29 protein-coding genes and 1 tRNA gene are annotated in these 24981 nt (G+C 57.1%); 11 read left to right on the forward strand and 19 right to left on the reverse strand.

Annotated elements, in window-relative coordinates:
* Window positions 1-8: 8 nt before the first annotated feature.
* From HRH33_RS17880 to HRH33_RS17895, 4 genes are all read left to right on the forward strand, one after another.
* Entirely contained in the window at window positions 9-854 is an 846-nt protein-coding gene (locus HRH33_RS17880; RefSeq protein WP_173603536.1) for an HTD2 family dehydratase, read from the forward strand.
* A complete protein-coding gene (locus tag HRH33_RS17885) occupies window positions 851-1666 on the forward strand; it encodes an HpcH/HpaI aldolase/citrate lyase family protein (RefSeq protein WP_167418476.1) in 816 nt (271 codons plus the stop codon). Before HRH33_RS17880 ends, HRH33_RS17885 begins: the two co-directional genes overlap by 4 nt.
* A 61-nt stretch (window positions 1667-1727) precedes the next feature.
* Window positions 1728-3119 (forward strand): aldehyde dehydrogenase family protein, encoded by a 1392-nt coding sequence (locus tag HRH33_RS17890; protein WP_167418477.1) that lies wholly within the window; start codon window positions 1728-1730, stop codon window positions 3117-3119.
* Between the two features lie 95 nt (window positions 3120-3214).
* On the forward strand, window positions 3215-4129 hold the full coding sequence (locus HRH33_RS17895) for a transporter substrate-binding domain-containing protein (RefSeq protein ID WP_034099846.1): 915 nt from the start codon (window positions 3215-3217) through the stop codon (window positions 4127-4129).
* A gap of 170 nt (window positions 4130-4299) precedes the next feature.
* Here HRH33_RS17895 and HRH33_RS17900 read toward each other — a convergent pair.
* The 9 genes from HRH33_RS17900 to thrS all read right to left on the reverse strand — a co-directional run bounded on the left by HRH33_RS17900 (window position 4300) and on the right by thrS (window position 11756).
* Window positions 4300-4376: transfer RNA gene (locus HRH33_RS17900), tRNA-Pro, on the reverse strand.
* 90 nt (window positions 4377-4466) lie between these two features.
* A complete protein-coding gene (locus HRH33_RS17905) occupies window positions 4467-4823 on the reverse strand; it encodes a MerR family transcriptional regulator (RefSeq protein ID WP_003174972.1) in 357 nt (118 codons plus the stop codon).
* Window positions 4804-5106, reverse strand: coding sequence for an integration host factor subunit alpha (gene ihfA, locus HRH33_RS17910; protein ID WP_002553164.1), 303 nt, complete (start codon window positions 5104-5106; stop codon window positions 4804-4806). The genes HRH33_RS17905 and ihfA overlap by 20 nt, the downstream gene beginning before the upstream one ends.
* 3 nt (window positions 5107-5109) lie before the next feature.
* A complete protein-coding gene (gene pheT / locus HRH33_RS17915; RefSeq protein ID WP_167418525.1) occupies window positions 5110-7488 on the reverse strand; it encodes a phenylalanine--tRNA ligase subunit beta in 2379 nt (792 codons plus the stop codon).
* Window positions 7489-7514: 26 nt separating this feature from the next.
* Window positions 7515-8531: a phenylalanine--tRNA ligase subunit alpha gene (gene pheS / locus HRH33_RS17920; protein ID WP_034099107.1), complete on the reverse strand. Its 1017-nt coding sequence runs from the start codon at window positions 8529-8531 to the stop codon at window positions 7515-7517.
* A gap of 109 nt (window positions 8532-8640) precedes the next feature.
* Window positions 8641-8997 (reverse strand): 50S ribosomal protein L20, encoded by a 357-nt coding sequence (gene rplT, locus HRH33_RS17925; RefSeq protein ID WP_002553161.1) that lies wholly within the window; start codon window positions 8995-8997, stop codon window positions 8641-8643.
* A gap of 30 nt (window positions 8998-9027) precedes the next feature.
* The gene (gene rpmI / locus HRH33_RS17930; protein ID WP_002553160.1) at window positions 9028-9222 is read right to left on the reverse strand and encodes a 50S ribosomal protein L35; all 195 of its coding nucleotides are present in this window, start codon (window positions 9220-9222) and stop codon (window positions 9028-9030) included.
* A gap of 60 nt (window positions 9223-9282) precedes the next feature.
* Window positions 9283-9834 (reverse strand): translation initiation factor IF-3, encoded by a 552-nt coding sequence (infC, locus tag HRH33_RS17935; RefSeq protein ID WP_169850653.1) that lies wholly within the window; start codon window positions 9832-9834, stop codon window positions 9283-9285.
* Complete coding sequence (thrS, locus tag HRH33_RS17940) at window positions 9834-11756, reverse strand: threonine--tRNA ligase (protein ID WP_034114413.1); 1923 nt, start codon at window positions 11754-11756, stop codon at window positions 9834-9836. Before thrS ends, infC begins: the two co-directional genes overlap by 1 nt.
* 365 nt (window positions 11757-12121) lie before the next feature.
* Here thrS and HRH33_RS17945 point away from each other — a divergent pair, with 365 nt between their 5' ends.
* The gene (locus HRH33_RS17945) at window positions 12122-12436 is read left to right on the forward strand and encodes a hypothetical protein (RefSeq protein WP_080761387.1); all 315 of its coding nucleotides are present in this window, start codon (window positions 12122-12124) and stop codon (window positions 12434-12436) included.
* 289 nt (window positions 12437-12725) lie between these two features.
* Entirely contained in the window at window positions 12726-12938 is a 213-nt protein-coding gene (locus HRH33_RS17950) for a cold-shock protein (RefSeq protein WP_003234260.1), read from the forward strand.
* A 72-nt stretch (window positions 12939-13010) separates the two neighbouring features.
* Here HRH33_RS17950 and HRH33_RS17955 read toward each other — a convergent pair whose 3' ends face one another.
* Together HRH33_RS17955 and HRH33_RS17960 are read right to left on the reverse strand one after the other, a co-directional pair.
* Window positions 13011-13331, reverse strand: coding sequence for an I78 family peptidase inhibitor (locus HRH33_RS17955; protein ID WP_034099112.1), 321 nt, complete (start codon window positions 13329-13331; stop codon window positions 13011-13013).
* A gap of 145 nt (window positions 13332-13476) precedes the next feature.
* Window positions 13477-13785, reverse strand: coding sequence for a hypothetical protein (locus HRH33_RS17960; RefSeq protein WP_040268856.1), 309 nt, complete (start codon window positions 13783-13785; stop codon window positions 13477-13479).
* A gap of 171 nt (window positions 13786-13956) precedes the next feature.
* On the opposite strand from HRH33_RS17960, the gene HRH33_RS17965 reads away from it, so the two are divergent.
* Window positions 13957-14169, forward strand: a complete 213-nt coding sequence (locus HRH33_RS17965; protein WP_034099115.1) for a hypothetical protein — start codon at window positions 13957-13959, stop codon at window positions 14167-14169.
* Between the two features lie 33 nt (window positions 14170-14202).
* On the opposite strand, the gene HRH33_RS17970 is transcribed toward HRH33_RS17965, so the two are convergent.
* Genes HRH33_RS17970 through HRH33_RS18000 form a run of 7 tightly spaced genes read right to left on the reverse strand, consistent with a single transcriptional unit; the run spans window position 14203 to window position 21172 of the window.
* Window positions 14203-15231 carry a nucleoside hydrolase gene (locus HRH33_RS17970; protein ID WP_034136892.1) on the reverse strand — a complete coding sequence of 343 codons (1029 nt, stop codon included), beginning with the start codon at window positions 15229-15231 and terminating at the stop codon, window positions 14203-14205.
* 26 nt (window positions 15232-15257) lie between these two features.
* Window positions 15258-15662: a D-ribose pyranase gene (gene rbsD, locus HRH33_RS17975; protein ID WP_167418526.1), complete on the reverse strand. Its 405-nt coding sequence runs from the start codon at window positions 15660-15662 to the stop codon at window positions 15258-15260.
* Window positions 15659-16576 carry a ribokinase gene (gene rbsK, locus HRH33_RS17980; protein ID WP_167418527.1) on the reverse strand — a complete coding sequence of 306 codons (918 nt, stop codon included), beginning with the start codon at window positions 16574-16576 and terminating at the stop codon, window positions 15659-15661. The genes rbsD and rbsK overlap by 4 nt, the downstream gene beginning before the upstream one ends.
* A gap of 23 nt (window positions 16577-16599) precedes the next feature.
* The gene (locus HRH33_RS17985) at window positions 16600-17622 is read right to left on the reverse strand and encodes a LacI family DNA-binding transcriptional regulator (protein WP_034114417.1); all 1023 of its coding nucleotides are present in this window, start codon (window positions 17620-17622) and stop codon (window positions 16600-16602) included.
* Window positions 17623-17625: 3 nt separating this feature from the next.
* Window positions 17626-18603, reverse strand: a complete 978-nt coding sequence (locus HRH33_RS17990) for an ABC transporter permease (protein ID WP_034136889.1) — start codon at window positions 18601-18603, stop codon at window positions 17626-17628.
* Window positions 18600-20153, reverse strand: coding sequence for a sugar ABC transporter ATP-binding protein (locus tag HRH33_RS17995; RefSeq protein ID WP_167418528.1), 1554 nt, complete (start codon window positions 20151-20153; stop codon window positions 18600-18602). The genes HRH33_RS17990 and HRH33_RS17995 overlap by 4 nt, the downstream gene beginning before the upstream one ends.
* Before the next feature lie 59 nt (window positions 20154-20212).
* On the reverse strand, window positions 20213-21172 hold the full coding sequence (locus HRH33_RS18000) for a sugar ABC transporter substrate-binding protein (RefSeq protein WP_167418529.1): 960 nt from the start codon (window positions 21170-21172) through the stop codon (window positions 20213-20215).
* Between the two features lie 544 nt (window positions 21173-21716).
* Here HRH33_RS18000 and HRH33_RS18005 point away from each other — a divergent pair.
* The 3 genes from HRH33_RS18005 (at window position 21717) to HRH33_RS18015 (ending at window position 23916) form a co-directional block, all read left to right on the forward strand.
* Window positions 21717-22805: an asparaginase gene (locus HRH33_RS18005; protein ID WP_034099126.1), complete on the forward strand. Its 1089-nt coding sequence runs from the start codon at window positions 21717-21719 to the stop codon at window positions 22803-22805.
* A gap of 165 nt (window positions 22806-22970) precedes the next feature.
* Window positions 22971-23222: a DUF1654 domain-containing protein gene (locus HRH33_RS18010; protein ID WP_169869002.1), complete on the forward strand. Its 252-nt coding sequence runs from the start codon at window positions 22971-22973 to the stop codon at window positions 23220-23222.
* A 4-nt stretch (window positions 23223-23226) separates the two neighbouring features.
* A complete protein-coding gene (locus tag HRH33_RS18015) occupies window positions 23227-23916 on the forward strand; it encodes an endonuclease (RefSeq protein ID WP_167418530.1) in 690 nt (229 codons plus the stop codon).
* A 32-nt stretch (window positions 23917-23948) separates the two neighbouring features.
* Here the strand turns inward: HRH33_RS18015 and HRH33_RS18020 are convergent, their stop codons facing one another.
* The gene (locus HRH33_RS18020) at window positions 23949-24314 is read right to left on the reverse strand and encodes an SPOR domain-containing protein (protein WP_034099847.1); all 366 of its coding nucleotides are present in this window, start codon (window positions 24312-24314) and stop codon (window positions 23949-23951) included.
* Between the two features lie 262 nt (window positions 24315-24576).
* On the opposite strand from HRH33_RS18020, the gene csrA reads away from it, so the two are divergent.
* Window positions 24577-24771: a carbon storage regulator CsrA gene (csrA, locus tag HRH33_RS18025; protein WP_003192511.1), complete on the forward strand. Its 195-nt coding sequence runs from the start codon at window positions 24577-24579 to the stop codon at window positions 24769-24771.
* The last annotated feature ends 210 nt before the right edge of the window (window positions 24772-24981 follow it).

A 24981-nucleotide genomic window follows, 5' to 3' on the forward strand; every position in this document is an offset into this window, starting at 1 on the left:
CAAAGAATATGAGCAGCAGTTCCGATTTTTCCGCCTGGATTGGACGACGTCAGGAAAGCCAGGACCGGATCAGTTTCACTCTGGTCAGACGCATTGCCGCGACATTGGAAGAGTCGGCTCCACAACCCGGTGAGCCACTGCCGCCCCTGTGGCACTGGGCATTTTTCCAGGAGCCGGTGGGTGCCAGCGAACTGGGGCCGGACGGCCATCCAGCGCTTGGGGGATTTTTGCCGCCGGCCCATAACCGCAATCGCATGTGGGCGGGAAGCCGAATTGAGTTTTTCCAGCCATTAAAAGTGGATGCTGAAGTGACCTGTGTATCGACCATCCTCAACGTCGAGGAGAAGCACGGTCGCACGGGTTCCTTATTGTTCGTCACAGTACGCCATGAGTTTTTCCAGGACGGCAAACGCGCCCTTCAAGACGATCAGGACATTGTTTACCGTGAACCTTCCCCGCCCAAACTGAACGGTACCGAAAACCTACCTGAAGGCCAATGGCAGGAACGGATAGAGCCCACTCCAACCCTGCTGTTTCGCTATTCCGCAGTGACCTTCAATGGTCATCGTATTCACTATGACTGGCCGTATGTGACAGAGACCGAAGGTTATCCGGGGCTGGTGGTACATGGTCCATTGATCGCCACGTTGAATTTGCGTGCCTTTACCAAAGCGCATCCAACTGCGCGCCTGGAGCGTTTCGCATTCCGCGGAGTACGACCTCTGATTTCGCCTAAGCCTTTCCAGGTGGGCGGACGTCTAATCGAAAACGGCAAGGCACAGGTCTGGGCTGGCAATCAGGACGGCACAGCACAGATCGGAGAGATCGAGTTCAGCAATGGAGCAACGCCATGAGCAAATCAATTGTTCGCTCCGCCCTGTTTGTGCCGGCTACTCGACCAGAGCGCATCTCAAAAGCTATTGCCACCGGGGCGGATCGAGTCATCGTTGACTTGGAAGATGCCGTGCAAGAAAACCTCAAGGAGCAGGCGAGGGATAATCTCGACGCGTTCCTGAGCGAAGCCCCGGATGCACGGATTCTGGTCCGAGTGAATGCCCCGGATCACTGGGCGCATGTTGCGGATCTGGATCTTTGCCGACGCCACGCCGGCGTTATCGGAATTCTGCTACCCAAAGCAGAAAGCGCGAAACAGGTCACCACAGCTGCCGGTACCGAAAAACCGATTTGGCCAATCATCGAGAGCGCGAAGGGCTTGTCAGCACTCAACGAAATTGCCGGCACTCAAGGCGTTGAGCGGTTGTCGTTCGGTAGTCTGGATCTGGGTCTGGACCTGAACCTGACTACTGGCAGCCATGCCGCCGAAGAAATCCTTAGCCATGCGCGCTACGCCGTTTTGCTCGCCACCCGGGTTGCAGTGCTCGCTCCAGCGTTGGATGGAGTATTTCCGTCGATCCAGGACACCGCTGGGCTACTACGCGCGGTTCATTTTGCACGCGACATGGGCTTTGGTGGCGCGCTTTGTATCCATCCAACCCAAGTCGCGATCATTCATCAGGCGCTAAAACCAAGCCAGGAAGAATTGCACTGGGCGCAACGCATTATCGAAGCCGCTCGTTCAGATGAAGGCGTTTTCGTGCTGGATGGGCAAATGGTCGATGCGCCGGTCATTGGTCGCGCGCAATCCATTTTGGCTCGCGCGACCTGATTCAACACCGGCGCCGTTGCTTAGAAGCTATGAATCCATTCCCATCCTACAGGACGGTGTCATGACTAACGTTTCCAGCCTTACCCATGCCATTTCAATCAATCCCGCCAATGGTGAGCAGACCGGCCACTACCCCTTCGAATCCGCATCGGAACTGGAGGCATCACTGTCACGTGCTAACAAGGGGTTTTCCACCTGGCGTAGCCAACCCGTCGAAATGCGTTCGCAAGCACTGATCGCTTTGGCAAGGGCATTGCGCGACAACGCAGAAGCGATGGCGAAGATGATCACTCAAGAGATGGGCAAACCCAACACTCAGGCGCGCGGTGAGATTGAAAAGTGTGCGCAACTCTGTGAGTGGTACGCCGAGCACGGCCCCGCCATGCTAACCGCCGAACCCACTCAGGTTGAGGGCGGAAAGGCACGAATTGAATATCGTCCACTGGGTCCGATTCTCGCCGTGATGCCTTGGAACTTTCCGATCTGGCAGGTGCTGCGTGGCGCCGTCCCGGCGTTGATTGCCGGCAATACCTACGTCCTCAAACATGCGCCGAACGTGATGGGATGCGCCTATCTGCTACTAGACGCGTTCAAGCGCGCCGGCTTTGCTGAAGGTGTGTTCGAAGTCATCAATGTCACGCCCGACGGTGTCTCCACTGCGATAACAGACACTCGCATCGCCGCGGTCACGCTCACTGGCAGCGTCCGAGCGGGCATGGCTATTGGGGCACAGGCGGGTGCAGCTTTGAAAAAATGTGTGTTGGAACTGGGTGGCTCAGATCCCTTCATAGTGCTCAACGACGCCGACCTGGACGAAGCTGTCAAAGCCGCTGTGATTGGCCGCTACCAAAACACCGGACAAGTCTGCGCGGCGGCTAAACGCTTAATTGTCGAACAAGGCGTTGTCGAGGAGTTTACCCGCAAGTTTGTCGAATCCACCTCCAAGTTGGTCATCGGCGATCCACTGGCCACAGACACTTACATAGGGCCCATGGCCCGCTTTGATTTGCGCGATGAACTGGATCGTCAGGTCCGAGACACCCTGGAAGAAGGTGCGACCTTGTTGTTGGGAGGCAGAAAGGCCGAAGGCCCTGGCAACTACTACGAGCCTACGGTCTTTGGTGATGTCACCGACCAGATGACCTCATTCAAACAGGAATTGTTTGGGCCCGTGGCATCGATCATCACCGCGCGGGACGCCGCACATGCATTGGAACTGGCTAACGACAGTGAATTTGGGCTCGCCTCGACCATCTACACACGCAATGTCCAACTGGCCCAGAAGCTGGCCGGCGAACTGGAAACCGGAGGCGTGTTCATCAATGGCTATTGCGCAACCGACCCACGCGTCACCTTCGGCGGCGTAAAGAAAAGCGGGTTTGGCCGTGAGCTTTCGCATTTCGGTGTGCGCGAATTCTGTAATGCACAGACCGTCTGGCTGGACCGTCACTAACAACAAGCAAGTCGCCAGGCCCAGCGAAAACGTCCGCTGAGCCAAAGATGGGCGAGTCAGAAAAAGACTCGCCCCACCTTTATGAGGAGCTTTTGATGCGAGTCTTCCCTGCAATGCTGGGCGTTACGCTGACTGCGGCGTTAACCTTCACGCCAGCGATGGCTGCCGAACTTACCGGTACACTTAAAAAAATTAAGAACTCGGGGACCATAACCCTGGGGCACCGAGACTCTTCAATTCCGTTCTCCTACATCGCCGACGCTTCCGGCAAACCAGTTGGCTACTCGCATGACATCCAATTGAAAATTGTCGACGCTATCAAGCAGGAACTTGAGATGCCCGAGCTGAACGTACGGTACAACCTGGTGACGTCACAAACGCGCATCCCGCTTGTGCAAAACGGTACTGTCGATCTGGAGTGCGGTTCTACAACCAATACCGCAGAGAGGGCGCAGCAAGTCGAATTTTCAGTCGGCATCTTCGAAGCCAGCACTCGACTGTTGGTCCGAAAGGATTCGATCTACAAAGACTTTGACCATCTCAATGGCAAGAACGTAGTGACCACTGCTGGCAGCACTGCCGAACGGATGCTCAAGGTCATAAATGCCGAGAAAAAGATGAACATGAACGTCATCTCTGCCAAAGACATTGGAGAGTCTTACCAAATGCTCGAGTCCGGCCGCGCCATTGCGTTTATGCAGGACGACGCATTGCTGGCGGGCGAGATGGCCAAGGCAAAGAAACCGGAAGATTGGGTGGTGACCGGCACCCCGCAATCCAACGAAATCTATGGTTGCACAATGCGTCGGGGTGATCCGGATCTCAAAAAAGTCGTGGATGACTCGATCAAGTCACTTTTCGTCTCGGGCGAAATCAACGCCATCTACGATAAATGGTTTACTCAGCCCATCCCTCCCAAAGGCTTGAATCTCAAATTCCCCATGAGCGCAGAACTCAAAACAATCATCGCCCAACCCAACGACCAACCGGCGCCGGAAAAGGCTCTTTAACGGTCGCCCCCTTCTGCTCAAGCGACCAGGACACAGCGAGGCACTCTCCTCGCGCCATGACCTTTGTATCAGCTGAAAATTCCACCAAGAGCCAGAGCTTTTGTAGGGGTAAAAACGCCTAAAAATAAAAAGGGGTCGCGAGATAAAATCTCGCAACCCCTTGAATTATATGGTCGGGACGGAGTGATTCGAACACTCGACCCCTAGCACCCCATGCTAGTGCGCTACCGGACTGCGCTACGCCCCGACTAGGCGTGTTACTGGGTTCGCTTCGCAACGAAGCGATCAGGAATATACCGCAAGCTTTTGAAATGTGGAAGTATTTTAAAAGCCGGATTTACTTCTTCAAAACCACCAGCACATCTTCGAGCTCGGAGATCATCTGGCGGATCAGCTGTTTGTACTGAGTGGTGTCGTCCTTGGCTTCATCACCGGACATGCGCTGACGCGCACCACTGATGGTGAACCCTTGGTCGTACAGCAACGCACGGATCTGTCGGATCATCAGCACATCCTGGCGCTGATAATACCGACGGTTCCCGGTGCGTTTGACGGGGTTGAGTTGAGGAAACTCCTGCTCCCAATAGCGCAGCACATGCGGCTTTACCGCACACAGCTCGCTGACTTCACCAATGGTGAAGTAGCGCTTGCCTGGGATGACGGGTAGTTCGTCGTTATGACTTGGTTCCAGCATAAGCCTCAACTCGGGCCTTCAACTTCTGCCCTGGACGAAAGGTGACCACACGGCGAGCCGTGATCGGGATTTCTTCTCCCGTTTTTGGATTGCGGCCAGGCCGCTGGCGTTTGTCCCGCAGGTCAAAATTGCCGAAACCAGACAATTTGACCTGTTCGTTGTCTTCCAGAGCATGGCGGATCTCTTCAAAAAACAGCTCGACCAATTCCTTGGCCTCGCGCTTGTTAAGACCCAGCTCTTCGTACAGACGTTCCGCCATCTCAGCTTTCGTCAAAGCCCCCATACGTCACTTCCTTAACGTGGCGTTTAACCTTTGTTCAAGCGAGGTGAGGATATTTTGTGTCGTGGTATTCACCTCATCGTCATTAAGAGTGCGCGATGGATGCTGCCAGGTCAAGCCGACTGCGAGGCTTTTTCTATGCGGATCAATACCTTTACCCTGATAGACGTCAAATAGCCTGAGGTCGGTCAGCCATTCCCCTGCATTTTCACGGATTACATCCAGAACGGCAGTAGCGGCGACATCGCGATCGGCGATCAGCGCCAAGTCTCGGCGCACTTCAGGGAAACGCGACAACTCGCTGAATTTGGGCATCTTGCCAGTCGCCACTTCAGCCAACACCAGCTCGAATACAAATACCGGGCGATCAAGGCCGAGAGTTTTCGACAGTTCCGGGTGAATCGCGCCGACGAAACCGACCAAACGTCCCTCACGCTCGATGCGCGCAGTCTGACCCGGATGCAGCGCCGGGTGGCTACCCGGAACAAAGGTGAACGCGTCCAACGCACCGGCAAAGCCCAGCACGGCTTCTACGTCAGCCTTAACGTCGAAGAAGTCCACGGCTTCGCGGCCTTGGGCCCAGCCTTCCGGCAACCGGCTGCCACAGACTACACCGGCCAGCATCGGCTCTTGCTCCAAGCCATCCAACTGCCCTACAAAACGCAGGCCACTTTCGAACAGGCGCACGCGATCTTGTTGGCGGTTCAGGTTGTGAGAAAGCGCTTTCACCAAACCTGGCCACAGGGACGAACGCATGGCGGCCATATCGTTGGAGATCGGGTTGGCCAGCAACAGCGGCTCGACGCCTGGATTGAACAGTTCGAACTGCTTTGGATCGATGAAACTATAGGTCACCGCTTCTTGGTAACCACGAGCAACCAGCAGACGACGCAGCTCAGGCAAGTGCGCACGCGCCTCAGCCTTTGGCTGAGGAGCAAGACGAGCTTGCGGGTAACGGACCGGCAAACGGTTATAACCGTACAGGCGCGCCAGTTCTTCGATCAGGTCGACTTCAAGGCTGATATCGAAGCGATGGCTTGGCACCTCTACCTGCCACTGCCCTTCCCCGCCCTTAGCAATGCCAAGGCCGAGGGCTGACAACAACTGCTCGATTTCAGCAGGCTCGATCACCAGGCCAAGCATCTGCTCAACGCTTTTAGCGCGCAGGGTAATCGGCGCCACACTTGGCAGATGCTCTTCGCTGACAGCTTCGGTGATTGGGCCGGCTTCACCGCCGGTAATCTCCAACAGCAGGCCAGTGGCGCGCTCCATGGCTTCACGGGCCAGCTGCCAGTCCACACCGCGCTCGTAGCGGTGCGAAGCATCGGTGTGCAAGCCGTAGGAGCGGGCTTTACCAGCAATGGCGATCTGATCGAAGAACGCACTTTCCAGGAATACGTCGCGGGTGGTCGCGGACACGCCGCTGTGCTCGCCACCCATCACGCCGGCAATCGCCAGCGCGCGCGAGTGGTCGGCGATGACCAGTGTATCGGCACGCAGGGCCACTTCCTGGCCGTCGAGCAGTACCAGCTTTTCGCCTTCTTCGGCCATGCGCACACGAATGCCGCCGTTGATTTCGGCGAGATCAAATGCGTGCAACGGCTGGCCCAGCTCCAGCATCACGTAGTTGGTGATATCGACGGCAGCGTCGATGCTACGGACATCAGCGCGACGCAGACGCTCGACCATCCACAACGGGGTAGGCTTGGACAGGTCGACATTACGGATCACACGGCCCAGATAACGTGGGCAAGCACTCGGTGCCAGCACTTCGATCGGGCGCACTTCGTCATGCACAGCAGGCACGGCAGCCACTACGGGCCGAGTGACCGGCACGTTGTACAGAGCCCCGACTTCACGGGCCAGACCGGCGAGGGACAGGCAGTCACCGCGGTTCGGGGTCAGATCGACCTCAATGCTGGCATCCTCCAGCTCCAGGTAGACGCGGATGTCCTGACCTACCGGCGCATCGGCCGGCAGCTCCATCAAACCATCGTTACCTTCACCCACCTGCAGTTCCGCCTGGGAACACAGCATGCCGTTGGACTCGACGCCACGCAGCTTGGCCTTCTTGATTTTGAAGTCGCCCGGCAACTCGGCGCCGATCATGGCGAAAGGAATCTTCAGGCCCGGGCGCACATTGGGCGCCCCGCACACAACCTGAAAGGTTTCCGCGCCGTTGCTCACTTGGCACACACGCAACTTATCGGCATCCGGATGCTGCTCGGTGCTCAGCACCTCGCCCACTACCACGCCGCTGAAGACACCGGCGGCCGGCGTAACGCTATCGACCTCAAGACCGGCCATCGACAGACGAGCAACCAGCTCGTCGCGATCTACCTGCGGGCTTACCCAGCCACGCAGCCATTGTTCACTGAATTTCATCCTGCTCTCCTAAAGATTCGTTACGACTAGCGAAATTGCGCGAGGAACCGCAAGTCGTTGTCGAAGAACAGACGCAAGTCGTTCACGCCGTAACGCAGCATAGCCAGGCGCTCTACGCCCATGCCGAAGGCAAAGCCCGAGAACTCTTCCGGGTCGATCCCGGACATGCGCAACACATTTGGGTGAACCATGCCGCAGCCCATGACTTCCAGCCAGCCGGTCTGCTTGCACACGCGGCAGCCTTTACCGCTGCACATCACGCACTCCATGTCGACCTCAGCGGACGGCTCGGTGAACGGGAAGAACGAGGGACGGAAACGCACCGCCAGTTCTTTCTCGAAGAACACCCGCAGGAATTCTTCGATCGTGCCTTTAAGGTCGGCGAAGTTGATATCGCGATCTACCAGCAGGCCTTCGACCTGATGGAACATCGGCGAGTGGGTAATATCGGAGTCGCTGCGGTACACACGGCCTGGGCAGACGATGCGGATCGGCGGCTTGTTCGCTTCCATGGTGCGGACCTGTACCGGCGAGGTATGGGTGCGCAGCAGCATATTGGCGTTGAAATAGAAGGTGTCATGCATCGACCGGGCCGGGTGGTGGCCTGGGATGTTGAGCGCTTCGAAGTTGTGATAGTCGTCTTCGACCTCAGGGCCTTCGGCAATGCCGTAGCCAATATGGGTAAAGAACTGTTCGATACGTTCCAGAGTCCGGGTGATCGGATGCAGACCGCCCGAGGCCTGACCACGGCCAGGCAAGGTCACGTCAATGGATTCGGCGGCGAGCTTGGCCGCAAGATCGGCCTCCTCGAGCGACGCCTTACGCGCATTGAGAACCTCTGTGACACGCTCCTTGGCAACGTTGATCAGCGCACCGACTTGCGGACGCTCTTCAGCCGGCAAATTTCCCAGGGTCTTCATCACCTGAGTCAATTCACCCTTTTTGCCAAGGTAGTGAACCCGGATTTGCTCCAGGGCATTGATATCTTCAGCGCTTTGCACAGCCTCGAGAGCTTGAGCGACGAGCGCGTCCAGGTTTTCCATGTACAGACTCCAGATACGAAATAGGGGAAGAGCTTTAAGGCTCTTCCCCTATTTATGACGTTTAACACCTTGGGCTGCAGGAGCAACCCAGGGTGACTGTCGGGGGTACTTAAGCCAAGGTGGCTTTAGCTTTCTCGACAATCGCAGCAAACGCCGCTTTTTCGTTCACTGCCAGATCAGCCAGAACCTTACGGTCGATCTCGATGGACGCTTTTTTCAGGCCAGCGATGAAACGGCTGTAAGACAGACCGTTAACACGAGCACCAGCGTTGATACGAGCGATCCACAGAGCGCGGAACTGACGTTTTTTCTGACGACGGTCACGGTAGGCGTATTGGCCTGCCTTGATTACCGCTTGCTTGGCAACACGGAATACGCGTGAACGCGCGCCGTAGTAGCCTTTAGCAAGTTTCAGAATTTTTTTGTGACGTTTACGGGCAATGACGCCACGCTTTACACGAGCCATGAGTTACTTCCTCTATTCTTGATCCAAAAATTAACGAAGGCGCAGCATGCGCTCGACTTTTGCCACGTCAGACGGATGCAGCAAGCTGCTACCGCGCAGTTGACGCTTACGCTTGGTCGACATTTTGGTCAGGATGTGGCTCTTGAAAGCGTGCTTGTGCTTGATACCGTTAGCAGTTTTCAGAAACCGCTTAGCAGCACCACTTTTAGTCTTCATCTTTGGCATGTTCGGATACTCCGCATTCAGTTGATAAACATAATCAGAAGGCCTGCCGTGCCCTGTTGATTACTTCTTCTTTTTCGGGGCGATGACCATGATCAGCTGGCGTCCTTCCATCTTAGGATGCTGTTCGACCGAACCGTACTCGAGCAGGTCAGCTTCAACCCGCTTGAGGAGTTCCATCCCCAGCTCCTGGTGGGCCATCTCACGGCCGCGGAATCGCAAGGATACCTTGGCCCTGTCCCCATCACTCAGGAAACGTACCAGGTTGCGCAGTTTTACCTGGTAATCCCCTTCCTCCGTCCCTGGACGAAACTTGATTTCTTTTACTTGAATCTGCTTCTGGTTCTTCTTCGCCGCAGCAATCTGCTTCTTCTTTTCGAAGATCGATTTGCCGTAGTCCATCACCCGGCAAACAGGCGGGACTGCGTCGGCGGAGATTTCCACCAGGTCCAATTTGGACTCTTCAGCGATACGAAGCGCTTCATCAATCGAGACGATGCCAATCTGCTCGCCGTCAGCGCCAATTAACCGAACCTCGCGTGCCGAGATATTCTCGTTGATCGGGGCTTTCGGTGCAGCTCGTTTATCTTGTCTCATTTCACGCTTAATAATAATTACTCCGAATCTGGGCGACCACGCCGGGAAACCGCTTGCGCGAGGAACTCAGCGAACTGGGCGACGGGCATCGAGCCCAGGTCAGCACCTTCACGAGTACGCACAGCGACAGTCTGCATCTCGACTTCCCGATCTCCGATAACCAAAAGATAGGGAACCTTGAGCAAAGTATGCTCGCGGATTTTAAAGCCGATCTTTTCATTTCTCAAGTCGGACTTGGCACGAAATCCGCTTTCGTTGAGAGTTTTTTCAACTTCGGCGGCAAAATCTGCCTGTTTATCAGTGATATTCATGATCACTGCCTGGGTTGGAGCCAGCCACGCAGGGAATGCACCCTCGTAGTGCTCGATCAGGATTCCGACGAACCGCTCGAACGAACCGAGGATCGCCCGGTGCAGCATGACCGGGTGCTTACGGCTGTTGTCTTCAGAGACGTATTCGGCTCCCAGACGGATCGGCAGGTTAAAATCGAGCTGCAAAGTACCACATTGCCAGACACGGCCAAGGCAATCTTTCAGCGAGAATTCAATCTTAGGACCGTAGAAAGCCCCCTCACCCGGCTGCAGGTCGTATGCAAGGCCCGCGCTATCAAGGGCTGCGGCCAATGCTGCCTCGGCGCGATCCCACAGCTCGTCGGAACCGACGCGTTTTTCCGGACGAGTGGACAGCTTCATCTCAACTTCGGTAAAGCCGAAATCACGATAAACGTCCATGGTCAGCTTGATAAACGCCGCCGACTCAGCCTGCATCTGTTCTTCCGTGCAGAAGATGTGAGCGTCATCCTGCGTAAAGCCGCGCACACGCATGATGCCGTGCAGCGCACCCGATGGCTCGTTGCGGTGGCAGGCACCGAACTCCGCCAGGCGCATCGGCAACTCGCGGTAGCTCTTCAGGCCTTGGTTGAAGACCTGTACGTGGCATGGGCAGTTCATGGGCTTAATGGCGTAATCGCGGCTTTCCGACTCAGTCGTGAACATGTTGTCGGCGTAGTTGGCCCAGTGTCCGGACTTCTCCCACAGACTACGATCAACCACTTGCGGTGTCTTGATTTCCAAGTAACCGTTTTCGCGCTGAACCTTGCGCATGTACTGCTCAAGCACTTGATACAGGGTCCAGCCGTTCGGGTGCCAGAACACCATGCCCGGCGCTTCTTCCTGAAGGTGGAACAGGTTCAGGCGCTTGCCGATTTTGCGGTGGTCACGTTTTTCGGCTTCTTCGATGCGCTGGATATAAGCGGCCAACTGCTTCTTGTCAGCCCAAGCAGTGCCATAGATACGCTGCAATTGCTCGTTCTTGGCGTCGCCGCGCCAGTATGCGCCGGACAGCTTGGTCAACTTGAACGACTTGAGGAAACGCGTGTTCGGCACGTGCGGGCCACGGCACATGTCGACGTATTCTTCGTGATAGTACAGACCCATGGCCTGTTCGTCCGGCATGTCTTCCACCAGACGCAACTTGTAGTCTTCGCCTCGAGCGGTGAACACGTCGATCACTTCGGCGCGCGGCGTGACCTTCTTGATCACGTCGTAGTCTTTTTCGATCAGCGCGTGCATGCGCTGCTCGATGGCCGCGAGGTCGTCCGGAGTAAAAGGACGCTCGTAGGCGATATCGTAATAAAAGCCTTCTTCAATGACCGGACCGATCACCATTTTCGCTGTCGGGTACAGTTGCTTGACCGCATGGCCAATCAAGTGCGCGCAAGAGTGGCGAATGATCTCCAGCCCTTCTTGATCCTTGGGCGTGATGATTTGCAGGCTGGCATCGGTGGTGATCAGGTCGCTGGCATCGACCAGCTTGCCGTCGACCTTACCGGCCACGGTGGCTTTGGCCAGGCCTGCGCCAATGGATGCGGCGACCTCGGCTACGGAAACCGGATGATCGAATGAACGCTGACTGCCGTCGGGAAGAGTAATAGTTGGCATGGCGCCTCCTCTCCTAGTGGTGACCCCTACCAAAGGTCACGTGGGTTGGGATGAGCCAGTACAAGATCCAACACCAGGCCGCTCAATGCTGAACGCCTGCCTTACAGCGGCAGGAGCCTTTCGGCCAACCGATAATCGAACCAGAGTGACTGGAGTGAAAAAAACAACGTGGCCAGGCCGTCTGGAACGCGCCGATAAATAGCCAGGCCGCCGATGCTAGCACAGATGAACGGTCATCGCGCCGCCGCCGCTGCTGGTAACGATAATTTCCAGGCTTTAATAGATGCAAAAATGAACTTGGGCTGTACGCAGTGCCTCAAACCCATTGAGAATCGCCGTTCGTCCTCGACTCAAAGGAGCATCCCATGATGCGTTTCACCTCGACCCTCGCTCTCGCCGCCTCACTGACCTTCGTTTCCCTTGGCGCTCAGGCTGCGGCTCCATCGAACTGGCCAGCCGGTGCGCGCGATAGTTTCGTCAGCGACTGCAGTGCTGCGGCCAGCCAGAACGTGGACGTCAAAACCGCCAAAGCCCATTGCGAATGTGGCGCGGACAAAATCAACGCGGAATTGAGCACTGCTGAAATCAAGGAATTGATGACCAACCAGAACGCCAGTGCGGAGCTTAAAAACAAAGCTGTAGCGGCTATTTCGTCCTGCAAAGTCGTGAAGAAAAAGTAAGTTCAGTGCCCGTTCACATGGGCGACTGATTGAAAAAAAGCTCTGAAATCCGCAATTTCTCACAAATTACGCAGGTTTTACGGCTTTTTTTAACAGCCTATATTTAGCGCAAAAGCCCCGTAGATCGGGGCTTTCAGCCTGTCAAAGAGCTAAACGCAACGCTATTGATTAGCAAACAATGCCTTGGGGGGGCTCCCAAGCCGAACATTTCGACTATGATAGCCCGGTGTGCCCAGTTGGCCTGAGCAGCACAGCACTACTGAAAATATATGTTTCTTGGAGATACACCATGTCTAATCGCCAAACCGGCACCGTTAAATGGTTCAACGATGAAAAAGGCTTCGGCTTCATCACTCCTCAAGGTGGCGGTGACGACCTGTTCGTACACTTCAAAGCTATCGAAAGCGACGGTTTCAAAAGCCTGAAAGAAGGCCAAACCGTTTCCTTCGTGGCTGAGAAAGGCCAAAAGGGTATGCAAGCTGCACAGGTTCGCGGCGAGTAATTCTCCGCTGAGCTAAAAAAACCCCGTCCATGTGACGGGGTTTTTTATGGGCACTGCAAAAGCCGGTGAGGATCAGCCGCAATTGACCCGCGTGATCACCAAATTGTCATCGGTGTTCAGGTTCAGTCGGTCGGAGCGGTACTCCAGGGTGATCATGTCGTTGGGCTTGAGGATCCGGGCGTTCTGCGCACCGGAGCGCGTACGAGCCTGTTCCAACAGTTGCGGCGAGGCTTTCTGGCCAATTGTAAATTCGGCAGCCTTCGCCTCACAGCGGCTATGACCGGCATCGGTCACGGCGGCATTTTTGGCTGGCTCAGAGGTACCCGAGGTGCTGCAGCCCGCCAATGCGAGTGCTGCCAACAAAGTACCGAATGATGCGAGCTTCCAAGGCATGAAGCCTCCTATGAATAAAAAATGGACAGAGATCGTGCGACAGCGGTGTGGCGATTTGGTTTCAAGACGTAAACCGTTGAGAAGCAAGTCTGCCTGACTCTCGCCGGGCATTCGCTTGATCAATCGTGACCAGATATGAACGCGATCAGTAGATGTCGATGTAGTCATCCGACGGTTTCGGCCAGTTTTGCCGCAACGCATTGAAAATCTGCGTGACCCAGACTTCATCACTGGCCGCCACGTTACCGACATAACCGGAGCCCTTTGCCCAGGTCTCCAGCCGAAACAGCAACCCGTCGATATCCACACTGCCCACCGCCCGTCCGCTCGAAATATAGGCAAGACCGGCCTTGGTCACCCGTAACTGGGCATGCTCGTCGTCGCTGGCACTGGCCAGCAGTTGGCGTACGGCGGCCAATGTCAGATTCTCGGGGTTATTCAAATCGATATGCACGGAGCGTTTTCCGACTATTAAACAAGCTAACAGTGTCGCACAGCGCGCGCCCGCACCTAAGCCTCATGCCTAAGTATCAGTGCCAAACAGCGTGCAAGATGGTTAACTGCCTCGGCAAAAACCGCGCACCAGCGCGCTGCCCAGTATTTTTTTCTGCCTCGCGAGACCTTCATGACCACCGTAACGCTTCAAGCCGACATCAAAGCCAAATGGCCCTTGGGCCAGAGTTCCTACAGCCCAGGCAGCCCAGAGGAACTGGCAATCATCGGCATCGACCTGCTAGTCAAGGAATTGGGCACCCAGGCCGCGCAAGCATTCATCGGCCAGGTATTCGAAAAATACCCAGCCGATCACATGGGGGCAGATAACCCCGAGCGCGAGTAAGAATCGGCCGGCGAACGCCGACCGATCAGCACGTTACTTCAAGCGCGCCAGGCGTTCGGTCAGCAGATCGAAAAAGCCCTGAGCATCGCCGTTCTCAACCCAGAATGCGTTCTTCGGTTGTTTCAGGCCATCGTACCAATCGACGATGGTCTGGCCGAAGGTCGGGCCTTCACGGCTGTCGACCACAACGTTGACTTCACGCCCGCTGAACAGCGAAGGCTTGAGCAGATAGGCGACCACGGTGGCGTCGTGCACCGGCCCACCGGGAATGCCGTAGTGCTCCATGTCGCCCTTGACGTACTCGTTGAGGATATCGCCGACGATCTTGCTCGCATTGTTCTTGAGGTCGGCGATCCGCTTCAGGCGCGCTTCACTGGTGAGCACCTTGTGGGTGACGTCCAGCGGTAGGTAAGTCAGCTTGACGCCACTCTTGAGCACGATTTCTGCCGCTACCGGGTCGGCAAACAGGTTGAACTCCGCGACCGGCGTAATATTGCCGCCGTTGAAGTGCGCACCGCCCATCACCACCACTTCCTTGATGCCTTGAGTGATTTCCGGGTCTTGGGTCAATGCCAGCGCCAGGTTGGTCTGCGGGCCGAGCATAGCGATGGTGATGCTGTGAGGCTTGGCGGCACGCAGGGTCGTGACCAGGTAATCCACGGCATTGCCTGGCGCGAGGCCCTTTTTGGGCTCGTGCACGGTGACGCCGGAAATACCTTCCTTGCCATGAATGTTCTCGGCATAGATCGGCGTGCGCAACAGCGGTGCTGGCGCACCGGCGTATACCGGAATGTCCTCGCGCCCTGCCCACTCACGGGCCAGCCGGGCGTTACGGGAGGTTTTGTCCAGGCGCACATTGCCGGCGACGGTGGTGAGCGCGCGGATATTCAGCTCCTCAGGAGAAGCCATGGCGAACAGCAACGCCACCACGTCATCGGCGCCCGGGTCGGTGTCGATGATCAGGTCGATTTTTTCCGCCGCCTGGGCGCTTGCTGCAGTGAGTGCGGACAAAAGCAGAACACTCCGAAACAAATTTCTCAGGGTGGGTAGACCACGTTGCATAAAACACTCCTTGTCGTTGGGAAAGACTAGAACGTCACGCCGGACACCAGCGCAATATTGCAGTAAGGCTGGCATTCGCCAGTACGCACCACGGCGCGGGCCTGACGGCTCAGCTGTTTGAACTCATCATGACTCAGCAGACGACGCTCGCCGAGCCCGGCCTGAGCCGTCAGGGCATTCAGCTCAGTCAGCGCTAAAGGCTGCTTGAGCAGAATCTCGTTGGCCAATACATGACTCTCCACCTGCATTTCACTGAGCACAATGCGCAGGGTACTGATGAAGTCCGGAATGCCCTGGGTCAGCGCCAGGTCGATCAACTCGACACCCGGCGGCACCGGCAAACCGGCATCACCGATGACCAGGATGTCGCCGTGTCCCAGAGAAGCGATCACCCGCGACAGGGCGATATTGAGCAGTGGGGTCTTTTTCATGAGGCTACAAAACCTTGTACGTCGTGCAGCGTTGGAATGGAGGGTTGTGCGCCGGCGCGGGTGACCGACAGCGCAGCCGCGACCTGACCGAAGCGGATGGCCTCGGCCTCGCTTTTGCCAGCGGACAACGCAGCTGCAAAACCGCCTACGAAGGTGTCGCCGGCTGCGGTGGTATCCACCGCCTTGACCTTGGGTGCCACCAAGCGCTCAAACCCTTGGCCATCGGCAAACAACGCACCTTGCGCACCCAAGGTAACGATAACTTTACCGGCGCCAGCTTCGATCAGACGAGTCGCCGCCTCTTTGGCGCTGTCGAGAGAGTCGACCATCACGCCGCTGAGCGCACTGGCTTCGCTTTCGTTGGGAATCAGATAGTCGATCGAGGCGTACCACTCGGCCGGCAAAGGAGCACTGGCAGGCGCCGGATTGAGGATCACAGTCTTGCCCAGTTCACGGCCACGCTTGAGAGCGTACCCCACGGTGTCCATGGGCACTTCAAGCTGGCAGACGATCACGTCGGCCCCTTGTAGCACCGCGTCGAACGCTTGCAGTGACGCCGGCGTCAGAGCGCCATTGCTACCGGCCACGATGACGATTGCGTTCTGACTGCTGTCATCCACCACGATCAACGCGACACCGCTGGAGCCGGCGACGCTGCTGACCGCCTGGCAATCGATGCCTTCGACCAGCAATGCCTCGCGCAGTTGGCTGCCGTAGGCATCGGTGCCGACGCAGCCGATCATCGCCACCTCGCCACCCAGCCGCGCCGCCGCGACTGCCTGATTGGCGCCCTTGCCGCCGGGGACGGTGGAAAAGGTTTGGCCGATCAGCGTTTCACCGGCGCGCGGCAAGCGGCTGGCGCGGGTCACCAGGTCCATGTTCAAGCTGCCTATTACCACTACTTTTGCGGGCATACATCAGTACTCATCAATTCGGTTCAGCGGTATTGGGCAAACACACCGGCGACGGGGGCCGTCGACTCACGCAACACAATGCTCGGCGTCACGATACGTTGATCGATCGGCAGTTGAGGGTTGGCGATCCGTCGCAGTAAAAGCTCGGCAGCCGTCTCGCCCAGTTGCACGATGGACTGCCCCACCGTGGTCAGCGCAGGGTAGACGTAACGGCTCATTTGAATGTCGTCGAAACCGATCACCGACAGCTCGCCGGGCACGCGAATATTACGCTCGGCCGCCGCGCGCAATACACCGAAACCGATCATGTCGTTGCTGGCGAAAATCGCGCTGGGCGGTTTTTCAGCCAGCAGTTGCACGGCGGCGGCATAACCGCCGGTGCTGGTGAAATCGCTTTCGCGGATGCGCTCGGCCGGTACTTCCACGCCAGCCTCGTGCAACGCCCGGCGATACCCTGCCAGACGCATTTGTGCCACGCGGGTGTGGGCCGGGCCGCCGATACAGGCAATATCCCGATGACCGAGGTCGAGCAGGTGCCGGGTGGCCAGGTAAGCGCCCTCTTCGTGGTCGATACGCACCAGATCGACATCAATGCCATCCAACGCCCGGTCGACGATCACCATGGGCGTTCGCACCGCGCTTAAGCCTGCAGCCAGCCCACTGTCGTCGCCGCCCACTGAGGTGACGATCAAACCGTCGATACGCTTCTCCAGCAATACCCGCAAGTAACTGCGCTGCTTTTCAGCGTTGTCATCGGAGTTGCAGAGGATCACGCAATAACCATTACGCTCGCAATAGTCCTCGATACCACGGGCCAATTCCGCGAAATACGGGTTGAGGCTGTTGGGCACCAGCAGGCCTATGGTTGCGGTGGTCTTGGCTTTGAGCGAACGCGCAACGGCACTGGGCACGTAGTCGAGCTGCTTGATAGCGGCCTCGACCTTGAGGCGCACCGGCTCGCTGACCGGACGCGTCTTGTTCACCACATGGGACACGGTGGTGTAGGAAATACCCGCAAGCGCTGCCACATCCTTGATCGTTGCCATGGTTCAGCCTCGCCGACTGGCACGCTGGCTGCGATAGGTATCGAGCACCACGGCGATCACAATCACGGCACCGGTAATGATGCGCTTGGTCGGCTCCGTGGCGCCGATCTGTGCCAGGCCGGCAGCCAGAACCGAGATGATCAAGACGCCGAAGAACGTGCTGATCACCGAACCGCGCCCGCCCATCAGGCTGGTGCCGCCGATAACCACCGCCGCGATCACCTGCAACTCCAGACCGGAACCCGCGTTCGGATCAGCCGCCTCCAGGCGCGAGATCTGGAACAACGCGGCTACGCCGGCCAACAGGCCCATAAGGCTGAACACCAGGATCTTGTAGGGCTTGGGATTGATCCCCGCCAGGCGTACCGCTTCCTCGTTGGTGCCGATACCGATCAGATAGCGACCGAACACGGTCCGCGTCAACACCAGTTGGGCCGCAATGATCACTAGCAAGGCAATGATGAACGACGGCGAAATACCAAAGGCAACCGGATTGGACAGCCAAGCGAAGGAGTCACCGATGTAGGCGGTGCGTGAACCGGTCATTTGGTACGCGACGCCGCGGGCCATTTCCAACACACCGAGGGACACGATAAACGACGGAATGCGCCAGGCCACGGTGATCGAACCGGTGAGCGTGCCGGCCAACGCGGCACAGCCCATGCCCAACACGGCGGCCGGCAAAACGCTCCAGCCCCAGCTGAGGATCGCCACACTGACCGCCGACGCCGCCAGCGCCAGCACCGAGCCTACCGACAGGTCGATACCGCCGATGATCAGGATGAAGGTCATGCCCACCGCCAGCACCATCAGGTCCGGGATCTGGTTGGCCAGCGTACTGAACGTGTCATAGGACAGGAAGTGATCGCTCAATACCGAGAACAGCGCAATCATCGCGAGCAAGGCACCTGCCAGGCCCAGGTAAGTCCCGAGGCCGTAGAAGTTGCCGCCGGTTTTACCGGGAGAAGTGGTCGTTTTCATGGGGTATCCCTAAGCACTGCATCGTTGAGCAGCGCATCACGTTTCTGATAGCCGGCAAAGGCGGCGGCGAGCAATTCGTCCTGGGTCCAACTGTCGCGCTCGAAGGTGTCGATCAGGCGCCCGGCGGACAGCACACCGATGCGGTCGCAGATCAACATGAGTTCGCGCAGGTCGCTGGACACCACTACCAACGCCTTGCCCTGCCGGGTCAACTCGCCGAGCAAGGCGTAAATGTCGAATTTGGCGCCGACGTCGATACCGCGCGTAGGCTCGTCGAACAGCATCACAGAGCAGTCGCGCTCCAACCAGCGACCAATCACCACCTTCTGCTGGTTGCCGCCGGATAATTCCGACACCAACTGCGCCGGGCTGGAACTGCGAATGCGCATGGCATCGATCTGACGTTGGGCCAACGCGGTTTCATCGCCACTGTTAACGACGCCGCCCGCGGAAATTTCAGGCATGTTGCCCAGAGCAATGTTGGCGCTGATGGACTGGGTCAGCAGCAAGCCTTCCCCCTTACGGTCTTCGGTGATCAGCGCGATGCCATGGCCCACGGCATCCACCGGCGAACGAATGCTCACCACCTGAGCTGGCGAGCCCAGGGCCACGGTGCCGCTGTCGGCTTGGTCAGCGCCGAAGATCAGGCGCAGTAGCTCAGTACGGCCCGCGCCGATCAGCCCGGAAATGCCATAGATTTCACCGGCACGAACTTCGAACGAGACGTCGCGGACTTTGTCCGAGCGCGTGAGACCTTTGACCGTCAGCGCCGGGCCACCGATGGTGCGCGGGCCCAAATCGATGTGTTCGCCCAGTTCGCGACCGACCATCAATGTGACCAGTTGCTCGCTGTTGTAGTTGGCCATCGGCTCGACGCACACCAGTTTGCCGTCACGCAGGACCGCGATGCGCTGGGCGACACGAGCCAGCTCTTCCAGCCGATGGGAAATGTAAATAATCGCTACGCCGCGGGCCTGCAAACGGGTGATCTGCTCAAACAGCATCTCGACTTCACGGGCGGTAAGCATAGCCGTGGGTTCGTCGAGGATCAGCACATGGCAGTCGCCGATCAGGTTGCGCGCGATCTCGACCATTTGCTGGTGGCCGATCCCCAAGCTGCCAACCAGAGTGTCCGGGTCGATGGCATCCAGGCCGACCTGGGCCATGGCTTCGATCGCGGCCGTGCGCAGTTGCTTGCGGCTGATCCAGCCACCGTGGCTGGGCAGGTTATGCAAAAACAGGTTTTCGGCGACAGTCAGGGTCGGCAGCAGGTTGAGTTCCTGCATGACCATGCGCACACCCAGCGCTTCAGCCTGAGTGCGGCTACCTGGGCAGTAATCCTGGCCGTTGAACTGCATGTGCCCGGTGGTCGGGGTGACCAGCCCGCCGATGATTTTCGACAAGGTGCTTTTGCCTGCGCCGTTTTCACCCGTCAGCGCCAACACTTCGCCGCGATTGAGCGTCAGAGTGATGTCGGACAGAACTGGCTGGGCATACGTCTTACCGATACCGCTGACCGAGAGGACAGCGTTCGGGGCGGAAGATGACATAGGAAAATCTCCGAGCGTCCGCCCGGGAGCGAGCGGACGCTGTTTGGGTGCTGCCAGAATTACTTCTTGAGGACGAGTTCGACCGGGGTTTCGATCACGCCATCTTTGGCATCGACTTTTTCACCCTTGACCAGCTTGAGCGCGTTCTGGATACCGAACACGGCTTGCTGGGCAGCGGCCTGGTCGGCGGTGGCCAGCACGCGGCCGTCCTGCAGCATCGGCTTGATGGCTTCAATATTGTCGTAGCCCACCACCAGCACCTTGCCCGCTTTGCCGGCTGCACGTACGGCGGAGACAGCACCCAAAGCCATGTTGTCGTTACCAGCCAGCAGCGCCTTGAGGTCTGGGTATTCGCTCAGCATTGCGGAGGCGACTTTCTGGCCCTGGTCGATCTCCCAGTTACCCGACTGGGTGGATACGATCTTCATGCCGGCAGCATCCATCGCGTCTTTGAAACCGGCGGTGCGCTGCTGGGCGTTGGTGGTGGTCGGTACGCCTTCGATGATGCCGACCTTGTCGCCCGCGCTCATTTGCTTGGCCAGGTAATCGCCCACCAACTTGGCACCTTTGCGGTTGTCCGGGCCAACGAAGGGAATGTCCAGGTTCTTGCTTTTCAACACACCGGGGTCGAGACGATTGTCGATGTTGACCACCTTGATCCCGGCATCGGAGGCTTTTTTCAGTACGGTGACCAGCGCCTTGGAGTCGGCTGGTGCAATGACGATGGCGTTGACTTTGGACAGGATCATCTGATTGACGATATCAATCTGGGCAGCAGTATCGGTTTCATTCTTGATACCGTTCGTGATCATGTCGAAATCGGCGGGGTGGGCTTTCTGATAGTCCTTGGCACCTTCCTGCATGGTGACGAAAAACTCGTTGGCCAGGGACTTCATTACAAGACCGACTTTCGGTTTGGCGGCGGCATCGTCAGCGAATGCAGAAGAGAGCGGTAAAGCGGCGGATGCGGCAGCAAGCACAGCGATAGCGAGAAGACGTCCAGCAAATGGCAGCTTCATGGGGTCACTCCGATCTTATGATTATTGTAAGCAACGCTTGCACCGAAGAAGGCTTCGGCAGCCCGCCCACTTGGGTGGCTGATACGAGCTGTCACGTTACGCCAAGCGCATCGGAAACATCTCGCAAACGTTTGCGTTACTCAAACTATGAGAACCTTGTCGAAATTTGTCAACGGGGAAGCGTCTTTCATGCAGCTCCTTTCATCAACACCTTTGCAGCATACGCGGCAGCTTCTGAACATCGTCTCCCTTATCGCTCTCTGAACCGCTTACGCCTGGCAAGCCAATGCGGATTATTCCGTCATTATTTTCGGACAACCGAACGGCAATCGATGCCGTGTTCGGAAAGCCGGACGGCACGAAAATCGATCACACTTAAATTTCATAGAAAATCCTTTTTTATCAATAAGTTAATTTAAAAAACCATCAACCATGAGGCTGGTACAGATCCTGCTCCTAGTCAGCACCTCGCGGCATTTAGCATCGCCCGAGTGTTCTGGATGAACCTGCTACAGCACTCATCAAAAAATCAGAGAGAAAAATAATGAAATCCGCACTGAAGAACTTTGTTCCGGGCGCCTTAGCCCTCCTGCTGCTGTTCCCCGTTGCCGCCCAGGCAAAAGAAGTTGAAGCCAAGACCAAACTGTCCAACGTGGTGATTCTCGCCACCGGCGGCACCATTGCCGGCGCCGGCGCCAGTGCCGCTAACAGCGCCACCTATCAGGCGGCCAAGGTCGGTATCGAGCAATTGATCGCCGGCGTTCCTGAGCTTAGTCAGATCGCCAATGTGCGCGGCGAACAAGTGATGCAAATTGCGTCCGAAAGCATCAACAACGAGAACCTGCTGCAACTGGGTCGCCGTGTTGCGGAGCTGGCCGACAGCAAAGACGTGGATGGCATCGTGATCACCCACGGTACCGACACCCTGGAAGAAACCGCCTACTTCCTGAACCTGGTAGAGAAAACCGACAAGCCTATCGTAGTGGTCGGCTCGATGCGCCCAGGCACCGCCATGTCGGCGGACGGCATGCTCAACTTGTATAACGCAGTGGCCGTGGCCGGCAGCAAAGATGCACGCGGCAAAGGCGTACTGGTGACCATGAACGACGAAATCCAGTCCGGTCGTGACGTCAGCAAGATGATCAACATCAAGACCGAAGCCTTCAAGAGCCCATGGGGTCCACTGGGCATGGTGGTTGAGGGCAAGTCCTACTGGTTCCGCCTGCCAGCCAAGCGCCACACCATGGACTCCGAGTTCGACATCAAAACCATCAAGAGCCTGCCCGATGTGGAAATTGCCTACGGCTACGGCAACGTGAGCGACACTGCTTACAAGGCCCTGGCCCAAGCTGGCGCGAAAGCCATCATCCATGCCGGTACCGGTAACGGCTCGGTGTCTTCCAAAGTGGTGCCGACTCTGGTGGACCTGCGCAAGCAAGGCGTGCAGATCATTCGTTCTTCCCACGTCAACGCGGGTGGCATGGTGCTACGTAACGCCGAACAGCCTGACGACAAGTACGACTGGGTCGCAGCCCTGGACTTGAACCCACAGAAAGCGCGGATTCTGGCAATGGTCGCCCTGACCAAGACTCAGGACAGCAAAGAGCTGCAACGGATGTTCTGGGAATATTGATTTCTAAACATCTTCTGTAGGAGCGAATTCGCTCCTACAGCCCCTCCTCCCCCCTCCATCAGCCATCCCGAATTGCTGACAGAAGAACCTCCAGAAGTTTAAGCAGTTGCGAAATTGCCTACAGTTAAATACTGTATGCACGTACAGCAAACTAAGGAATATTCCGTGGCAAAATCTTCTGCGGCACTGCCGACAGCACCTGATGCTTATGAACGCTTGGCCGTTCGTGTGCAAAAGATCATTAACTCGACCCAGGCTCAGAAAGCCAAGGCCGCCCTCATCTTCCGCCTGCCGGATGAGCCTGAAGAGCAATGGCAGCGCCTGCTCGAGGAAATCGCTGAAAACGATAATGTCACCCTCGCCTACCGCGACGACGGTGGCGTGCAGATTTTCTGGGTTGTGCCGAAGGAAGATTGACTCAATGAGTGCCCGCTTTATTGCTGTGTGTTGCCTGTTTTTTGCCATTTCCGCCCATGCCCAAGCGCCTCGCACGTTCAGCGAAGCCAAGAAAATTGCCTGGAAACTCTACGCCCCGCAATCCACCGAGTTCTATTGCGGCTGCAAATACACCGGCAATCGCGTGGACCTGAAAGCCTGCGGGTACATTCCACGCAAAAACGCCAACCGCGCCGCGCGCATTGAATGGGAACACATTGTGCCCGCATGGCAGATCGGGCATCAGCGCCAGTGCTGGCAGAACGGCGGTCGCAAAAACTGCAGGCGCCATGATGATGTGTTCAAGCGTGCCGAAGCGGATTTGCACAACCTGGTACCCAGCATTGGCGAAGTTAACGGCGACCGTAACAACTTCAGCTTTGGTTGGCTGCCGGTACAGAGTGGGCAATACGGCTCATGCCTGACACAGGTTGACTTCAAGGCCAAGAAGGTCATGCCGCGCCCATCGATTCGCGGAATGATTGCGCGTACCTATTTCTACATGAGTAAGCAGTACGGTTTGCGCTTGTCGAAACAGGATCGCCAATTGTACGAAGCCTGGAACAAGACCTACCCCGTTCAGGCCTGGGAGCGCCAGCGTAACCAGACCGTGGCCTGCGTGATGGGGCGCGGCAATGAGTTTGTCGGCCCGGTGAACCTCAAAGCATGCGGTTGAACATGGGCGGGAGCCCCCGCCCAATCGGCCCGTTACTGGGCGGCCTTGTGCTCGATGACTTGGGACTCGGTGTCGTTCTTCTTGGCCCGCGCGAGTTTTTCAGTGAGCAGTGCCTGCTTGGCTTCTGCTTCCTCCTTGGTTGCGAACGGCCCTAGAAGCACTTCGTCCTTGCCGTCCACCTTCACGATATAAAAATTGAAACCATGTTCCAGCAACCAGGCGGTAAGGTCAGTGATCGCCTGCAGCTTGTGGTCCGGCGGGCCTACCCGTACATCCCATTCCTGCACAGCAATCGCGCCGGTCTGTGGTTGGCTTTCGCTCACGGCAGGCTTGGCCTTGGGGGTATCGACGGGCTTGCCTTCGCCACAGCCGGCCAGCGCCAACACCATCATTGCCATCACTACTTTACGCACTGCCCTGCTCCTTTAAGGATTAAAGAGGCGACTTTATCATCCACTGTCTATTCTGGCCGTCATAAACGTTGGATTAAACAATGCGAATGATGTATCGCAGACCTGTATGATGCGCCCATGGGAATTAATGTTGCCTCTATGCGTCCTAAAGAGGCAGTCACAGGGAAGCGCTTAGCAGTAAGCTATACACATCCGACACCTGCCCTGTCTGAAACATGTGTCCTTAAAAGTAATCAAGGAGAAGTCCATGCTTATACTCACCCGCAAAGTTGGTGAAAGCATAAACATCGGTGATGACATCACGATCACCATCCTGGGCGTCAGCGGCCAGCAAGTACGAATCGGCATCAACGCACCGAAAGACGTTGCCGTGCATCGCGAAGAGATCTATCAACGTATCCAGGCTGGCCTGACTGCTCCGGACAAAAACCAGACGCCTTGAAACGCCCTCAGTAGCCAGCCCTTTCGTGCACGGTAACGGCTGGCGAAAACTCTTCCCAACGGCCTGCGTTTCGGACGTGGCCAGCATCGCCATCAAGTCGGTCCACGCGACAAGATGAAACAATCTTCGGGACCGGAACTTGTTACGTCATTTACAGCCGAAACTCCTGACTGACTTCCTCAATGTGCACTCGGGAGCACGTACATGAGG

It is taken from the genome of Pseudomonas rhodesiae (assembly GCF_013285305.1).
In the GTDB taxonomy this organism is placed as follows: Bacteria; Pseudomonadota; Gammaproteobacteria; order Pseudomonadales; family Pseudomonadaceae; genus Aquipseudomonas; species Aquipseudomonas rhodesiae.

Bases quoted from the DNA above. Each gene is read 5' to 3' on its own strand.
- HRH33_RS17880 (WP_173603536.1), top strand. From the start codon at position 9: ATGAGCAGCAGTTCCGATTTTTCCGCCTGGATTGGACGACGTCAGGAA.
- HRH33_RS17885 (WP_167418476.1), top strand. From the start codon at position 851: ATGAGCAAATCAATTGTTCGCTCCGCCCTGTTTGTGCCGGCTACTCGA.
- HRH33_RS17890 (WP_167418477.1), top strand. From the start codon at position 1,728: ATGACTAACGTTTCCAGCCTTACCCATGCCATTTCAATCAATCCCGCC.
- HRH33_RS17895 (WP_034099846.1), top strand. From the start codon at position 3,215: ATGCGAGTCTTCCCTGCAATGCTGGGCGTTACGCTGACTGCGGCGTTA.
- HRH33_RS17905 (WP_003174972.1), bottom strand. From the start codon at position 4,823: ATGCTGGAACCAAGTCATAACGACGAACTACCCGTCATCCCAGGCAAG.
- ihfA (WP_002553164.1), bottom strand. From the start codon at position 5,106: ATGGGGGCTTTGACGAAAGCTGAGATGGCGGAACGTCTGTACGAAGAG.
- pheT (WP_167418525.1), bottom strand. From the start codon at position 7,488: ATGAAATTCAGTGAACAATGGCTGCGTGGCTGGGTAAGCCCGCAGGTA.
- pheS (WP_034099107.1), bottom strand. From the start codon at position 8,531: ATGGAAAACCTGGACGCGCTCGTCGCTCAAGCTCTCGAGGCTGTGCAA.
- rplT (WP_002553161.1), bottom strand. From the start codon at position 8,997: ATGGCTCGTGTAAAGCGTGGCGTCATTGCCCGTAAACGTCACAAAAAA.
- rpmI (WP_002553160.1), bottom strand. From the start codon at position 9,222: ATGCCAAAGATGAAGACTAAAAGTGGTGCTGCTAAGCGGTTTCTGAAA.
- thrS (WP_034114413.1), bottom strand. From the start codon at position 11,756: ATGCCAACTATTACTCTTCCCGACGGCAGTCAGCGTTCATTCGATCAT.
- HRH33_RS17945 (WP_080761387.1), top strand. From the start codon at position 12,122: ATGATGCGTTTCACCTCGACCCTCGCTCTCGCCGCCTCACTGACCTTC.
- HRH33_RS17950 (WP_003234260.1), top strand. From the start codon at position 12,726: ATGTCTAATCGCCAAACCGGCACCGTTAAATGGTTCAACGATGAAAAA.
- HRH33_RS17955 (WP_034099112.1), bottom strand. From the start codon at position 13,331: ATGCCTTGGAAGCTCGCATCATTCGGTACTTTGTTGGCAGCACTCGCA.
- HRH33_RS17965 (WP_034099115.1), top strand. From the start codon at position 13,957: ATGACCACCGTAACGCTTCAAGCCGACATCAAAGCCAAATGGCCCTTG.
- HRH33_RS17970 (WP_034136892.1), bottom strand. From the start codon at position 15,231: ATGCAACGTGGTCTACCCACCCTGAGAAATTTGTTTCGGAGTGTTCTG.
- rbsD (WP_167418526.1), bottom strand. From the start codon at position 15,662: ATGAAAAAGACCCCACTGCTCAATATCGCCCTGTCGCGGGTGATCGCT.
- rbsK (WP_167418527.1), bottom strand. From the start codon at position 16,576: ATGCCCGCAAAAGTAGTGGTAATAGGCAGCTTGAACATGGACCTGGTG.
- HRH33_RS17985 (WP_034114417.1), bottom strand. From the start codon at position 17,622: ATGGCAACGATCAAGGATGTGGCAGCGCTTGCGGGTATTTCCTACACC.
- HRH33_RS17990 (WP_034136889.1), bottom strand. From the start codon at position 18,603: ATGAAAACGACCACTTCTCCCGGTAAAACCGGCGGCAACTTCTACGGC.
- HRH33_RS17995 (WP_167418528.1), bottom strand. From the start codon at position 20,153: ATGTCATCTTCCGCCCCGAACGCTGTCCTCTCGGTCAGCGGTATCGGT.
- HRH33_RS18000 (WP_167418529.1), bottom strand. From the start codon at position 21,172: ATGAAGCTGCCATTTGCTGGACGTCTTCTCGCTATCGCTGTGCTTGCT.
- HRH33_RS18005 (WP_034099126.1), top strand. From the start codon at position 21,717: ATGAAATCCGCACTGAAGAACTTTGTTCCGGGCGCCTTAGCCCTCCTG.
- HRH33_RS18015 (WP_167418530.1), top strand. From the start codon at position 23,227: ATGAGTGCCCGCTTTATTGCTGTGTGTTGCCTGTTTTTTGCCATTTCC.
- HRH33_RS18020 (WP_034099847.1), bottom strand. From the start codon at position 24,314: ATGGCAATGATGGTGTTGGCGCTGGCCGGCTGTGGCGAAGGCAAGCCC.
- csrA (WP_003192511.1), top strand. From the start codon at position 24,577: ATGCTTATACTCACCCGCAAAGTTGGTGAAAGCATAAACATCGGTGAT.